The organism is Paenibacillus sp. FSL R7-0340 (assembly GCF_038002205.1).
GTDB lineage: Bacteria > Bacillota > Bacilli > Paenibacillales > Paenibacillaceae > Paenibacillus > Paenibacillus polymyxa_B.
The window spans coordinates 1,063,875-1,077,877 of record NZ_JBBOBY010000001.1 but is presented as its reverse complement, the minus strand read 5'-3'; the positions used below and the strand labels follow the sequence as shown (position 1 = coordinate 1,077,877).

Sequence of the window (14,003 nt, the reverse complement as noted above, 5' to 3'; positions counted from 1 at the left end):
TTAAGAGAATGTTAAAACAAGCATTTTGCATAAATCCAGAAAATGGTTTTAAGCATACGATAAATTTTACATCATTTTTACCAAAGTCAGGAGTGGTTTTTACCCTAGCTACGGGACTAGCTGTTAAGATTTGGTTTGTCACAGCATTTACAGGTTTTTTATTATCGTTATCACTATGTTTAGGGGGAAATTATTTTGTTCAAAAAAGCACTGACCTTGTGCATGACTTTCACACTGGCAGCGGGTCTAGCCGCTTGTGGCTCCAATGCAAGCAATAACAACAGCGCGTCCACTCCGGGTACAGATGGCTCTAAAAACGAAAGCACAGCCTATGTTCCTAAGGAGTTAAAGGTACAGTTCGTTCCTTCTCAAAATGCAGATACGCTCGAAGCCAAAGCCAAACCGCTCGAAAATCTACTGGGTGACAAGCTTGGGATCCCGGTGAAAGTAACGGTATCTCCTGACTACAATACGATTGTGGAAGCCATGTCTTCCAAACAGGTAGATGTAGGATTCCTTCCGCCGAATGCTTATGTACTGGCCCACGATAACCGTAAAGCAGCCGACTTGCTGTTGCAAGCTCAACGCTACGGAATTGAAGATGCTACAGGCAAGGACACGACTGAAAAAGTAAACTTTTATAAAGCAATGATCGTGGTGAAAAAGGATTCTCCGATTCAAAGTCTAGCTGATCTGAAAGGCAAGAAGGTTGGCTGGCAAAATGTAACCTCCTCCGCAGGCTACGTGTACCCTGCAGCAGAGCTAAAAAAAGCTGGCGTGGACCCCGACACGGATGTGCAGGGTGTGACAATCAAAGGCCACGATGCTGCTATTCTGGCGTTGCTGAACGGTCAAGTTGATGCGGTAGCTGTTTTCCAGGATGCACGTAACACGGTGAAGAAGGAAATTCCGGATGTATTTGAAAAAACTCGCGTCATTCATTACACAGCTAAAATTCCAAATGACACCGTCAGCGTACGTTCTGATATGGATCAAGCGTGGAGAGACAAGATCAGCCAAGCCTTTATTGACATCGCTAAAGATCCTGCAGGCGGCGAAATCATTAAAGAGATTTACACCCATGTAGGTTATGAAAAGGGCGACGATAAAAACTTCGACTCCGTGCGTGAATACGCCGAAGCCGTTGGTCAAGCGGTTAAGTAATGGGAGCAAACAAGGTACTTTAATGAAGTAACAGCTACGAAACAGGCTTTACGAATGACAGGGCAACACCGTCCATGTATTCATGGCGGTGTTGTTTTCATTCCACCCCATCGGGGGAGAAAGTTGGGAGCATATGATCGAATTTCGTAACGTATCGAAAACATACCCGAACGGCACCAAAGGGTTAAACAATATTAATTTGACGATTCAGGAGGGAGAAATGGTCGTCATCGTCGGCTTATCCGGTGCAGGTAAGTCTACCCTGCTGCGTTCCATTAACCGACTGCATGACATTACGTCCGGCGACATTGTCGTGGGTGGCAGGTCCGTCACGTCTGCTGGAAGCAGCGAGCTGCGGCGCATTCGCCGTGATATTGGCATGATCTTTCAAAGCTTCAATCTGGTTAAGCGTTCGACGGTGCTCCGCAATGTACTTTCCGGCCGCGTCGGCTATCATTCAACGCTGCGAACCATTCTCGGCCTCTTTCCGAAGGAAGATATCGAACTGGCACTAACAGCGCTGGAGCGCGTGAACATCCGCGAAAAGGCCTACAGCCGGGCAGATGAGCTGTCCGGTGGCCAACAGCAGCGCGTATCCATCGCCCGTGCTCTGGCGCAGGAGGCTAAAATCATTCTGGCGGACGAGCCTGTCGCATCGCTGGATCCGCTGACCACCCGCCAGGTCATGGATGACCTTCAGCGGATCAATCGTGAAATGCAGATTACGACCATCGTCAATCTGCATTTCATTGATCTGGCGCGCGAATATGCAACGCGGATCATCGGATTGCGCGCAGGGGAAGTGGTCTTTGACGGCACACCGGAGGAGGCTACGGATGAGGCCTTTGCGGAGATCTACGGCCGGGCCATCAAGCATGATGAGCTGCTGGGAGTGGGATCATGAAGCCCGACTCTACTGCCCAGCCGCTCTCTTCGACGCAACCGTCACCGCATGCTGGACCGCCGCAGCCTGGCAAGACGCCCGCAGGGCCACCTTTGCCAGGACGTTACAAGCGTTATGCCACCTGGATGATTTTTATCGTGGTGCTGGTAGCCTGCTCCATTCATACGGATGCCACACCGTACCAGTTGATCGTCGGCTTGCCGGAGATGGGCAAATTGTTGGGGGAAATGTTTCCACCCGACTGGAGCTACTTGCCTACCATCTGGAAACCGATGCTGGAAACGATCCAGATCGCCATTGTTGGCACGACACTGGGAGCCATATTAGCGATCCCTGTCGCGTTGCTGTGTGCCTATAATGTGATGCCGCGCAAGCTGATTTCGCTCCCGATGCGCACGATCCTGAATCTAGTACGGACGATTCCCGATTTGCTGTTTGCCTCGATCTTTGTGGCGGTGTTCGGCATCGGGCCGTTTGCAGGGATGCTCGCCCTGCTCTTCTTCTCCTTTGGCATCATAGCCAAGCTGACCTTTGAGGCGATTGAAGCCATTGATCCCGGGCCGCTGGAAGCCATGACCGCTGTTGGCGCGAGCCGCATTCAAGTCATCGCCTTTGGTGTGGTTCCGCAGGCTCTTCCTTATTTTGTGTCGTACTTGCTGTATACCTTTGAGGTTAATGTACGCGCAGCTTCCGTTCTGGGCCTGGTCGGGGCTGGCGGTATCGGTCTGTTGCTTGACCGTTCTCTGGGGCTGTTCCGATATGATCGGGCAAGCATCATTATTCTACTGACCCTCGTCATCGTCCTTGCGATTGATTACGGCAGTAACCTGCTACGGAGGAAATTATTATGAATGATCCTACGCTTCGCAGACCTATTGGCTCCCGCCTGCGCCTATGGGCGATAGCTATTCTGCTAATCATCATTTATATTTGGGCTTTTCGCGGGATGCAGTTTGAAGGATTACAGGGGACGGCTAAAAGTGTCTCTGTCGCTATATTGGACGGCTTCCTTCATCCCGACTGGTCGTTCGTCTACATCCCTGAGGGAGAGGATTTGCTGCGCGGGTTGCTGGATACGCTGGTCATTTCAGTGCTCGGAACCTTCGTATCCGCATTTGTCTGCCTTCCGTTCGCCTTTTGGGCGTCCAGCAATATGACCCGTCTGCGTCCCTTATCGGGTAGCGGGAAATTTGTGCTTAGTGTCATCCGGGTATTTCCCGAAATGATCGTCGCCATCTTGTTTATCAAAGCCGTAGGGCCCGGCTCGTTTGCGGGTGTTCTCGCCCTTGGCATTCACTCCATCGGCATGCTGGCGAAGCTTTTCTCGGAAACGATCGAAAGCGTCGATCACGGGCCCCAGGAAGCTTTGATCGCGTGCGGTGCCAATCGTTGGCAGGTGATCTTCTTCGCCGTGCTACCACAGGTGATTCCACAGTTTCTTTCGTATTCGCTTTACCGTTTTGAAATTAATATCCGTTCTGCTACCACGCTCGGTCTGGTCGGTGCAGGTGGTATCGGTACTCCGCTATTATTTGCACTCCAAATGCGCAACTGGAACCGTGTAGGCGTTATTTTGCTCGGCATTGTGGTTCTGATCATTTTGACGGATCTGATTTCCGGCTGGCTGCGCAAACGGATCGTATAATTAGAACTCTAAAAGCCCAAAAAGCCTCTCCTGTGTAAAAAGGGACATGTCATGCTCCCATTCACTCGGAAGAGGCTTTTGTCGTTCAACATCTCCCTGCCAATTCATCTATGACCCGTCGGACTTCCTCAGCCGTATTGTAAAAATGAGGAGCCACACGGATAACATCCTTTCGTGCTGAAACGATCATATTTTGGCTTCTCAAATTCCTCTCCATAGCCGACACGTCGGCTACTTCAACAGCGAGCAGGCTTGGTAATGTGCCTCCCCTGTAAGGTACACGTATGTGTAGCCCTTTGCGCCGTCCATATTCAACGGAAAAATCCAACAACTCACTCATATAGGCCTGAATATTCGTGACTCCGATCTCTAGCAGCAGCTTTAAAGCCGCATTGGCGGCAAAAATGCTAATGAAAGAAGGCAATCCCGTCTCAAAGCGTCGGGCTCCCGCCGCCGGAACCGGGTGAGCAATATCAAACCGGGAAGCAGGCTCCTGCCCAAGCCAGCCTGTAAGACGTGGCTTGAAGCGGTCTATTCGGTCCTTGCTTACATAAAGAAAAGCCACGCCCGGAATTCCCAGCATATATTTGCGTGCTCCCGCGACCAAAATATCTACGCCCATCGCCTTAACATCCACTGGAACGATCCCTGCAGACTGGTAAGCATCCACAAACAGCAACGCCTGATTTCGGTGAGCTATATCTGCAATGGATTTTAAATCCTGCTGAAATCCGTTGGTATAGTTCACTTGTGACACCATAACGAGCGCAGTTTTCTCCGTAACATGCTCCTCATACTGCTCTATCGTCACTTCTCCCTCGATGGAGGGGATACAGCAGATGTGATCATGGAACATCTCCTGTGCCTGCCAGATGTGTCCCACCGTCGGAAAGTCGGTGTCCGCATACACAATGCTTTCTTTACCTGGTACATAAGGAAGGGCTGTAGCCACCCCAGCAATCGCCTCAGAGGCTGAGGACAGGACCGCAATTTCGTCAGGCTCCGCCCCGATGAGCTTGGCAAAATGCCCTCTGGCCTCCTCCAAACGTGCCATAGACAGATCGCCGTTATGACCATGTTGCAGCAAACTTCGATGATATTCCTCAATGGCAGCGGAAACCGGCCTCGATACAGCCCCCTGTGAACAGCTCCCTACATGGATATGTGAGGACAGCACTGGAAACAGCTGACGGTAGGACTGAAACGGATGTTTCATTTTTCCCTTCGCTCCTCCTGGGCACACCAACGTGCCTTGATATGATCATTTTATTATCCATATAAGCCACCTTAGAACAAGGGCCTCTCTTCCCATCTTCTCGCCGTTAACAGACGATAGACGCAAAGAGAGGCCCTGAGGGATCATATACAAAATCATAAATTAATGCACGCGTTTGCGTCCAAACCAGCTTTTAAGTACCAAGGTTGCCAGAGCAAGTAACAACAACAACGAGGCCACCGCAAAAGATGCCGAGAACTGATATTCGTTATACAAAATTTCTACATGCAGCGGCAGTGTATTCGTCTCTCCACGGATATGTCCAGAAACGACGGACACTGCACCGAACTCACCCATGGCTCGCGCATTACACAAAATGATGCCATACAACAAACCCCACTTGATGTTCGGCAGCGTCACTTTCCAGAAAATGCGCCAGCCGCGCGCGCCCAGCATGACCGCCGCTTCTTCCTCCTGCTGTCCCTGATCTTCCATCATTGGAATGAGTTCTCGCGCCACAAATGGAAAGGTGATGAACAGCGTCGCTAAAATAATACCAGGCAAAGCAAATATAATTTTAATATCATGCTCGTCCAACCACGGTCCAAGCCAGCCCTGTGCGCCGAACACTAATACATACATCAGCCCTCCGACGACAGGAGAGATGGCAAAGGGTAAATCAATTAAGGTGACCAGCAAGCCTTTGCCGCGAAATTGAAATTTCGTGATCAGCCAAGCGGCAGCTACACCAAATACCGTATTCAGCGGTACCGTTATCGCTGCCACCAGCAGCGTCAACCGCAATGCGGACATGGCATCCGGGTCCCGTAACGCTTCGACGTATACGCCCCATCCTTGCTTGAGTGCTTCGGTAAGCACGACGATTAGCGGCAATACCAGCACCCAGAGCAAAGCTAAAAAAGCAGCACCAATCAGCGTCCACTTCACCCAAGCGGCCTCGGTCGTGACCCTGTTGGGCGGTGCAGATGAAGGCACTGGTGCAGAAGCAAGCTCCTGCCCAGTTATCGCTTGTGACATAATCTATCCCTCCTTAGAACGTGGGTATCATGCGCAGCCCTGCATGTTAACATTAGATAGTCACATTAGACAGTTGCGTTTAGGCAGTACGCCGTCGTGACCAGCGCTGAATGCTGTTAATCACGAGTAACAGCACGAATGAAATTACCAACAGCATCAACGCTACTGCCGTAGCTCCTGCATAATCATTTTGCTCCAGCTTGGACATTATGAGCAGTGGAGCAATTTCCGTCTTCATCGGCATATTGCCAGAGATGAAGACGACAGAACCATACTCGCCAATGCCACGGGCAAAGGCGAGCGCAAAACCCGTCAGCAGCGGTGGCACCAGCTCCGGCACAATAACGCTGCAGAAGATACGCCATCTGCCAGCTCCCAGCGTAGCAGCGACCTCCTCCTCATCCTTGTCCAGCTCCTCCAGCACCGGCTGCACTGTCCGTACAACGAACGGAATGCCAATAAACATCAATGCTAGCGTAATCCCCGTCTGTGAGTACGCCATCCTCCATCCAAGCGGTTCAAACAATGAACCGATCCAGCCGTTCTGCGCATACAGAGCAGTCAAAGCAACCCCTGCTACCGCAGTAGGCAAAGCAAAGGGCAGATCAATCACCGCATCAAAAATTCGTTTTCCCGGAAACTCATAACGCACCAGCACCCAAGCTATCAATAAACCGAGAAACAGGTCGATCAGCGCCGCAGCCGCAGCACACAAAAAGCTTACCTTGTAGGAAGCCAGCACCCTAACATCAGTCGCCACGTCCCAAAATTTCTCCCACGTCAGTCCAGTTGAATTCAGAAGCAGTGCCGATAAAGGCACCAGCACCACCAGACTGAGATACAGCACACTATAACCCATTGTTAACCCGAACCCGGGAAGTACGCGTTTTCGAGTGGCTTGCACTTGATTCATGTTCTGTCCATCCCTCTCTGAATCCATTGACTATGACACTCGCGGCTACCGACCCAATCCCTACACAGTCCACCTATTTTATGAACTGCCGGGTACATAAATCTGGTCAAAAATGCCCTTGTCGCTGAAATGCTTCTGCTGCGTCTCCTTCCATGTCCCGAATACATCCTTCAAGGTCACGAGCTCCAATTTAGGAAATTGATCCTTGAACTTTGCCGTCACGCTCTCCAGTGTTGGGCGATAATAATTTTCGGCAGCAATGGTCTGCCCTTCTTCACTGTACAAATATTTCAGGTATGCGTCCGCCACCTCGCGTGTACCTTTTTTATCTACCACCTTATCAACTACCGCTACCGGTGGTTCCGCCAAAATACTGATCGACGGATACACGATATCGAATTTGTCCGCACCCAGCTCCTTCACCGAGAGCAGTGCTTCATTTTCCCAAGCGATCAGTACATCGCCAATTCCACGCTCTACGAAAGTCGTTGTCGCTCCACGTGCTCCGCTATCCAGTACCGGCACATGCTTATACAGCTCCTGTACAAACTGCTGGGCCTTGGCTTCATCGTTATTGTTCTTCTTGAGCGCATAGGCCCAGGCTGCAAGATAGTTCCAACGTGCTCCACCCGAAGTTTTAGGATTCGGTGTAATAACTTGCACATCGCCACGGATTAAATCGTCCCAGTCCTTAATCCCTTTCGGGTTCCCTTTGCGTACCAGTAACACGATGGTTGAAGTGTACGGGGCGCTGTTATGCTCATATTTACTTTGCCACCCCTCTTTAACGAGTCCTTTTTCCTGTAGCGCATCAATATCATAACCCAGGGCCAGAGTTACCACGTCCGCGTCCAGTCCGTCCTGCACAGAACGACTTTGCTTGCCAGATCCTCCGTGAGATTGCTTGATCGTAACCTTCTGCCCTTTCTCCTTCTCCCAATGGGCGGCAAATGCTTTATTATATGCCTCATACAGCTCACGGGTCGGATCATAAGAAACATTGAGTAACTCCACGTCCTTGGAACCGGCAGCAGAGCTACCATCCGCCTGCGTCCCTCCCTTGCTTGCCCCGCAAGCGCTTAGCATAATCGTTAAAACCAAAGATAGTCCGAGAATAAGTCCACTTTTCCATTGCCTTTTCATCAAGACACCCCGAATTCTATGTAATTTGTATTCATTTACGCCTGTTATTGACAGACATAATCAAAAAAAGAGCGGAGAATTCCCTGATGCAGCCCTGATAGGTCAAACCTGTCACGTGGACAGTGTCTGCCTGCTGTTCCTAGAGGTTCTCCGCCAAAATGGCGAGATCATACATTAATTCTTTAATTCCTACCTGTTTAATGAGTTATATGGATATAATACGAGAGTTTAGGAGTGATGTCAAACCTTTTTTTGGTATGTATCATCTGGACTTTTCTTTCTTTAAGGGGGGGCAGTCAGAAACATTATATATGTTTCCGACCGTTTAGAGGTCATTTACACACGAAGTACGACTTAGTTGGCAACCGTTTCAAGATTAATCGAAAAGACTCCAAAAAGCTTCGGATTGTCCGTAGCTCTTCTCAACCACAGTTCACCCGATCCCACCATGACTCCCTGATAATTAACAAACAAATCATCTGTCTTTTGATTCACCAGCGCCTCGCGAATTGCGTCCGTAAAAATCTGATCATACTTGGCCATAAAATCTTTCTTATTCGGAATCGTTAGCGACTTTTCACTATCATTAACACGCAGAGGGTACAAAATATAATTGGCCACTTTTTCCTTGTCATTGTCGGCAACTGCCTTCTGCAGCGCTTTGAACGTGTTCAAAAACGCTTTAGGATCTTGAATACCTGCTACCTCAAATGGATTTTGCGATGGATTGGAGGTTGCCGGAGAAGAAGATGTATCCGATGAAGCAGATGGAGCCGAAGGAGTTGATTTTTGTGCATCAGTACCGCTGTTTTCTGCACTCTCGCTCTCTTTCGCTGCTTTGTCACTTTGGGCTGAACCGCTACGATTACCACCGGCTCCGTTCTCGATCACGCTTGTACTGCTTCCAGTATCAATGGTTTCAGCATTCTTATCCTGACCACAGCCAGTAAGTGCTACAAAGGTAAGTGTAAGTAAAATGGCTGTGAGTGACAGCCTCCGTGACATCTTTTGATTACCGAATTCATGGTTTTTGGGCACAACGGGTCATCCTTTCTGCTTTCTGCTCTGACCTATTCTGTTCATTAAGTCTTCAACCGTTCTATTGTAACATAAGTAGACTAATGACCGCATGTCGTGCCCTTTCTGGAAGGAGCTTACAGTGTAATATATGCGAAGGTTTTAACGTTTCCTTGCGATCCATCGTCCGTACTTACTTTTAAAATCATCTCTTTTAAGGAGTCATTTGCAGCTTCATCCTGTCCCTCTGGCTTTACAAACACCAGATCGTGGCGTTCTCCCGGCTGCAACGTTCGGCTGGAAAACCCGCTCGTTGACCCTTGCAAGTCTAATCCATTCGCACTATTGAGCTTGTATTGTATGGGTTGCTTACCTGTATTCTTGATACTGATGTACAACTTGCGCCCCTCTCCACCATTTGATTTCCTCCTCTTCTTATCTTTCCTTCAGTCGTCACCGTGATTGCACAGATGGAACGGCTTATCTTCTATAAGGAAGCGATCCAGCCAGGTCATTTTGTATATAAAATCGGGTGCCGATTCGATGAATCCATTCACAATGTCCAAGGAACGCAGATTTTTCAGGTTTTGTAATTCAGGAGGCAACGTACGGATTCCGCTATACTGGACATCCAGATACTCCAGTTGTTGCAGCTCTCCGATTTCAGGAGGCAAATGCCGAAATGCCAGCTCCGCCTTGGGAATCACTTTGAAATCTGGGGCCGGACGATCATAGCATCCACAGCTGATCCTCAGGTTTTTGAGATGGGTTAGCTTGGCAATGTCAGCGGGTAGCTCTTCCAAATCCGCTACTTGTATCGTCAGTGACTCCAACGATTCCAATTCGAACAAAGCGTGCGGTAGTGTTCGTATATCCTGCTCGAAAATAGTCAGATGCTTCAGGGAATACAATTCTCTAATCCGTTCCGGTATCTCCCTCAAGCCAAACCGCATAAGCTCTACTCGATCCGGTTGATGCCGAATAGCATCGTCCAGAAAAATATCTATATTCTGATGATATTCAGGTTTGTGAATAAACACACCGGGGATAAGCTTCTCCAATTCATCCGCTTCTTCTGTAGCCATGTTTAGTCCACCTATTCGTTCGTGAGCTATGTTAATGATCCAATCCCTTCCCTCCGCATTCTGGAAGCACAAATCCTCAGGTAATTGGGGATGTACCCAGGAAAACAAACTAGACGCCGCCTGCTTTAATAATCCCCCTGCCTCGGGCGCACACTGGTATCGGTAAAATGTTCCTTGTGTGTAGGCAATGGAATGGATGCCCCTAATTTCCTCATAGGAGTGTGTGGACAGCATAAAAGGATTCAATTGCTGTAACAATTCCTTGAACAGGACATCCTGGTCGATCACTCCATTCTCATCCTCTGTCACCCATTTATGTATGCCCAGCATAAACGTGTCTGCCCGTTCCATAGCATAATCAATCAGTCTTTCATAGGCTGCTCCCCGGACATCGCTGTATAATCTGAACATGTCTCTCCCCCTCTGTGCAACCCTCGGCCTTACAATAAAAAAAGCCGAACTCATATCTATTATGAGTCCGGCTGTCATATTTTTCAAACTTGATCAAAGACACTCAACACGACTTTATAAATATGGCTTATCGCTTACTCTGTCACTGTTCCGTAGATTAGTACTGGCGCTTCCGCGTGATCCGCAATACGGATGTTGGCGTAGATTTTCTCCAGCACTTGGGCTACATCTTCACGGTTCGCATGGATAGTAACCAGTGAATCGCCTTTTTGAACAGCATCCCCGACCTTTTTGTTCAGCATCAAGCCGACAGCCAGATCAATCTCGGATTCTTTGGTCGCACGTCCTGCTCCAAGCAACATCGCTGCGGTACCGATTTCGTCAGCCACGATTTCAGCTACCACACCGTCCTGCTTCGCAGGCACCTCAATAAGATATTGCGCTTGCGGCAAGCGTTCAGGATGATCCACTACAGAAGCGTCACCGCCCTGATTTGCAATAAACTCTTTGAATTTCTCCAGTGCTTTGCCATTGCGAATGACTTCTTTGAGCTTCTCTTCGGCGTTTTCGAGGGATTCTGCTTTCCCTGCCAAAAACACCATCTGACTGCCCAAAGCCATACACAGCTCTTCCAGATCTTTTGGTCCTTCGCCACGCAGCGTATCAATCGCTTCTTTCACTTCCAGCGAGTTACCGATGGCCAGACCCAGCGGTTGACTCATATCGGAAATGACTGCCATCGTTTTTCGACCCACATTGTTACCGATGCTCACCATGGCATGTGCCAGTGCTTTGGCATCATCTACGGTTTTCATAAATGCGCCTGCACCTGTTTTTACATCAAGCACGATGGCATCGGAGCCAGCAGCGATTTTCTTACTCATAATCGAGCTGGCAATCAGCGGAATCGAGTTGACCGTCGCTGTAACGTCACGCAAGGCATACAGCTTTTTGTCCGCAGGTGTCAGGTTGCCGCTTTGCCCGATGACCGCAATTTTGCTGCGATTCACCAAATCCACAAATTCGTCCTTGCTGATTTCGACGTGGAAGCCTGCAATAGCTTCCAGCTTGTCGATCGTTCCTCCGGTATGTCCGAGGCCGCGGCCTGACATTTTGGCTACCGGAATGTCCAAGGCCGCTACGAGCGGAGCCAGTACCAGCGTTGTCGTATCACCCACACCGCCAGTGGAATGCTTATCGACCTTTACACCTTCAATCGCGGACAGATCAATGGTATCACCCGAATGAACCATCGCCATTGTCAGATCAGCGCGTTCGCGTTCAGTCATATCTTTGAAGAAAATGGACATCGCCAATGCACTGACTTGATAATCAGGAATTTCACCCTGAGTGTAGCCTTGGATAATAAAATTAATTTCCTCTGTACTCAGTTCTTTTCCGTCACGTTTTTTCTCAATCAAGTCTACCATTCTCATATGTCATTTCTCCTCACTGTGCGTATGATCGTTTACAGAGATACTGCTGTATCCAGTGCAACTTCCATCATTTCTTTAAAGGTTGTTTGCCGTTCTTCTGCGGTCGTTTCTTCCCCCGTCAGCAAATGATCGCTTACCGTCAGAATCGTCAGTGCGTTTACGCCAAACTTGGCTGCCAACGTGTATAAAGCCGAAGTTTCCATTTCTACACCCAGCACGCCGTATTCCATCAGCTTTTGTACCACTGTTTTGTCATCACGGTAGAAGCTGTCTGAGCTGAATACATTGCCGACATGCATGTTCAAGCCTTTGGCAACACCGCGATCATAAGCGCCCTTCAATAGATTGAAGCTGGCAATCGGCGAGTAATCGTAGCCGCCAAAGATATGGCGGTTCATGCCGGAATCCGTACAGGATGCCTGTGCCAAAATGACGTCACGAACGTGCACATGCTCCTTCATTCCGCCGCATGTACCCACGCGGAACAGGTTTTTCACACCATATTCGCTAATCAGTTCGTTGACATAAATACTGATGGAAGGCAGCCCCATCCCAGTTCCCTGTACAGATAGGCGTTTGCCTTGGTACGTACCCGTGAATCCGAGCATTCCGCGTACCTCGTTGTAGCAGGTCACGTCCTCCAGATACGTTTCAGCAATAAACTTAGCCCGTAACGGGTCTCCTGGCAGCAAAATCGTTTCTGCAATTTCTCCGGGTTTGGCTCCAATGTGTACACTCATGTTTTTTTATTCCTCCGTCCCATTTGTCCATGCTTGTATCGTTATTTATATCGTTACTAGTAATCTTGCTTGTACTCTTGCTGGTCCTTGATTACTGAAGGTCTGCCAAAAAGCTCGTTCCGTGTTCAGGCAGTTTCACACCAAAGTTATCCGCCACGGTCGCTCCAATATCAGCAAAGGTTTTACGAACTGCAAGCTCCTTGCCCCCAGCTGTAAAACGCGGGGAATATGCCAGCAAAGGTACATATTCGCGGGTGTGATCCGTTCCCCGATACGTCGGGTCATTCCCATGGTCCGCAGTGATGATTAGCAGATCGTCATCGGTCATTTTGGCAAAAACCTCTGGCAGACGCGCATCGTAATCGTCCAAGGCTTGACCATACCCCTGCGGATCACGACGGTGACCGTATACAGCGTCAAAGTCCACCAAATTCAGAAAACTTAATCCGGTGAAATCCTCATCGAGCGTAGCCACCAGCTTATCCATGCCGTCCATATTGGACACCGTACGCACCGCCTTCGTCACACCCTCACCGTCATAAATGTCGGAGATTTTACCCAAGGCGATCACATCCAGACCTGCATCCTTCAGCTCGTTCATGGTGGTGCGACCAAACGGTTTGAGCGCATAATCATGTCGGTTGGAGGTACGAGAGAAGTTCCCTGCCTCGCCTACGAACGGACGTGCAATAATGCGACCCAGCATGTACGGATCTTCCAGCGTGATTTTACGGCAGAACTCGCAAATCTCATAGAGCTCTTTCAAAGGTACAACTTCCTCATGCGCCGCAATTTGCAGCACAGAGTCCGCCGAGGTATAGATGATGAGCGCTCCAGTTTTCACGTGTTCTTCGCCCAGCTCATCCATGATTTCCGTTCCGCTGGCCGGCTTATTGCCAATAACTTTGCGGCCTGTGTGCTCCTCAATGCGCTGAATCAGCTCATCCGGGAACCCATCAGGAAATACACGGAAAGGAACAGCAATATTCAAGCCCATGATTTCCCAATGACCCGTCATCGTATCCTTGCCATTGGACGCTTCCTGCATCTTAGTGTAATACGCAAGCGGCTTGTCGGCCGCTTCCACACCTTCTATGGAACGAATATTGGATAGACCGAGCTTACCCATATTCGGCATCTTTAGACCACCGCGTTCGCGGGCAATATGACCGAGTGTATCTACATCGTAATCATCAAACTGGGCAGCATCCGGCGCTTCGCCGATACCAACCGAGTCCATAACCACCAAGTGAATTCGTTTGAATTTAGACATCATAAAAATCCTTTCCTA

14 protein-coding genes are annotated in these 14,003 nt (G+C 49.3%); 4 read left to right on the top strand and 10 right to left on the bottom strand.

Features of this window, described 5'->3' with window-relative positions:
- Nucleotides 1-195 precede the first annotated feature (195 nt).
- From MKX59_RS04685 to phnE (MKX59_RS04670), 4 genes are all read left to right on the top strand, one after another.
- On the top strand, nucleotides 196-1,164 hold the full coding sequence (locus tag MKX59_RS04685; protein ID WP_025722520.1) for a phosphate/phosphite/phosphonate ABC transporter substrate-binding protein: 969 nt from the start codon (nucleotides 196-198) through the stop codon (nucleotides 1,162-1,164).
- A 133-nt stretch (nucleotides 1,165-1,297) separates the two neighbouring features.
- Nucleotides 1,298-2,068, top strand: coding sequence for a phosphonate ABC transporter ATP-binding protein (gene phnC, locus MKX59_RS04680; protein WP_023990372.1), 771 nt, complete (start codon nucleotides 1,298-1,300; stop codon nucleotides 2,066-2,068).
- Nucleotides 2,065-2,919, top strand: a complete 855-nt coding sequence (gene phnE, locus MKX59_RS04675; protein WP_034095097.1) for a phosphonate ABC transporter, permease protein PhnE — start codon at nucleotides 2,065-2,067, stop codon at nucleotides 2,917-2,919. The genes phnC and phnE (MKX59_RS04675) overlap by 4 nt, the downstream gene beginning before the upstream one ends.
- Nucleotides 2,916-3,713 carry a phosphonate ABC transporter, permease protein PhnE gene (gene phnE / locus MKX59_RS04670; RefSeq protein ID WP_013312028.1) on the top strand — a complete coding sequence of 266 codons (798 nt, stop codon included), beginning with the start codon at nucleotides 2,916-2,918 and terminating at the stop codon, nucleotides 3,711-3,713. The genes phnE (MKX59_RS04675) and phnE (MKX59_RS04670) overlap by 4 nt, the downstream gene beginning before the upstream one ends.
- Before the next feature lie 85 nt (nucleotides 3,714-3,798).
- Here phnE (MKX59_RS04670) and MKX59_RS04665 read toward each other — a convergent pair whose 3' ends face one another.
- The 10 genes from MKX59_RS04665 to deoB all read right to left on the bottom strand — a co-directional run bounded on the left by MKX59_RS04665 (nucleotide 3,799) and on the right by deoB (nucleotide 13,988).
- Entirely contained in the window at nucleotides 3,799-4,929 is a 1,131-nt protein-coding gene (locus MKX59_RS04665) for an aminotransferase class V-fold PLP-dependent enzyme (RefSeq protein WP_075154773.1), read from the bottom strand.
- A 162-nt stretch (nucleotides 4,930-5,091) separates the two neighbouring features.
- Complete coding sequence (gene cysW, locus MKX59_RS04660) at nucleotides 5,092-5,967, bottom strand: sulfate ABC transporter permease subunit CysW (protein WP_013312030.1); 876 nt, start codon at nucleotides 5,965-5,967, stop codon at nucleotides 5,092-5,094.
- Between the two features lie 79 nt (nucleotides 5,968-6,046).
- A complete protein-coding gene (gene cysT, locus MKX59_RS04655; RefSeq protein ID WP_023990375.1) occupies nucleotides 6,047-6,880 on the bottom strand; it encodes a sulfate ABC transporter permease subunit CysT in 834 nt (277 codons plus the stop codon).
- 78 nt (nucleotides 6,881-6,958) lie between these two features.
- On the bottom strand, nucleotides 6,959-8,023 hold the full coding sequence (locus MKX59_RS04650) for a sulfate ABC transporter substrate-binding protein (protein ID WP_023990376.1): 1,065 nt from the start codon (nucleotides 8,021-8,023) through the stop codon (nucleotides 6,959-6,961).
- Between the two features lie 354 nt (nucleotides 8,024-8,377).
- The gene (locus MKX59_RS04645) at nucleotides 8,378-9,061 is read right to left on the bottom strand and encodes a hypothetical protein (protein ID WP_025722514.1); all 684 of its coding nucleotides are present in this window, start codon (nucleotides 9,059-9,061) and stop codon (nucleotides 8,378-8,380) included.
- Between the two features lie 116 nt (nucleotides 9,062-9,177).
- Complete coding sequence (locus tag MKX59_RS04640; protein WP_023990378.1) at nucleotides 9,178-9,438, bottom strand: hypothetical protein; 261 nt, start codon at nucleotides 9,436-9,438, stop codon at nucleotides 9,178-9,180.
- Nucleotides 9,439-9,486: 48 nt separating this feature from the next.
- Nucleotides 9,487-10,536: a leucine-rich repeat domain-containing protein gene (locus MKX59_RS04635; protein WP_340857706.1), complete on the bottom strand. Its 1,050-nt coding sequence runs from the start codon at nucleotides 10,534-10,536 to the stop codon at nucleotides 9,487-9,489.
- 134 nt (nucleotides 10,537-10,670) lie between these two features.
- Nucleotides 10,671-11,972: a pyrimidine-nucleoside phosphorylase gene (locus MKX59_RS04630; protein ID WP_025722513.1), complete on the bottom strand. Its 1,302-nt coding sequence runs from the start codon at nucleotides 11,970-11,972 to the stop codon at nucleotides 10,671-10,673.
- Between the two features lie 32 nt (nucleotides 11,973-12,004).
- Nucleotides 12,005-12,712: a purine-nucleoside phosphorylase gene (deoD, locus tag MKX59_RS04625; RefSeq protein WP_076264973.1), complete on the bottom strand. Its 708-nt coding sequence runs from the start codon at nucleotides 12,710-12,712 to the stop codon at nucleotides 12,005-12,007.
- 91 nt (nucleotides 12,713-12,803) lie between these two features.
- Nucleotides 12,804-13,988, bottom strand: coding sequence for a phosphopentomutase (gene deoB, locus MKX59_RS04620; RefSeq protein ID WP_023990382.1), 1,185 nt, complete (start codon nucleotides 13,986-13,988; stop codon nucleotides 12,804-12,806).
- Nucleotides 13,989-14,003: the final 15 nt, after the last annotated feature.

Coding starts and splice junctions, on each gene's coding strand:
- phnC (WP_023990372.1), top strand. CDS start 1,298: ATGATCGAATTTCGTAACGTATCGAAAACATACCCGAACGGCACCAAA.
- phnE (WP_034095097.1), top strand. CDS start 2,065: ATGAAGCCCGACTCTACTGCCCAGCCGCTCTCTTCGACGCAACCGTCA.
- phnE (WP_013312028.1), top strand. CDS start 2,916: ATGAATGATCCTACGCTTCGCAGACCTATTGGCTCCCGCCTGCGCCTA.
- MKX59_RS04665 (WP_075154773.1), bottom strand. CDS start 4,929: ATGAAACATCCGTTTCAGTCCTACCGTCAGCTGTTTCCAGTGCTGTCC.
- cysW (WP_013312030.1), bottom strand. CDS start 5,967: ATGTCACAAGCGATAACTGGGCAGGAGCTTGCTTCTGCACCAGTGCCT.
- cysT (WP_023990375.1), bottom strand. CDS start 6,880: ATGAATCAAGTGCAAGCCACTCGAAAACGCGTACTTCCCGGGTTCGGG.
- MKX59_RS04650 (WP_023990376.1), bottom strand. CDS start 8,023: ATGAAAAGGCAATGGAAAAGTGGACTTATTCTCGGACTATCTTTGGTT.
- MKX59_RS04635 (WP_340857706.1), bottom strand. CDS start 10,536: ATGTTCAGATTATACAGCGATGTCCGGGGAGCAGCCTATGAAAGACTG.
- MKX59_RS04630 (WP_025722513.1), bottom strand. CDS start 11,972: ATGAGAATGGTAGACTTGATTGAGAAAAAACGTGACGGAAAAGAACTG.
- deoD (WP_076264973.1), bottom strand. CDS start 12,712: ATGAGTGTACACATTGGAGCCAAACCCGGAGAAATTGCAGAAACGATT.
- deoB (WP_023990382.1), bottom strand. CDS start 13,988: ATGATGTCTAAATTCAAACGAATTCACTTGGTGGTTATGGACTCGGTT.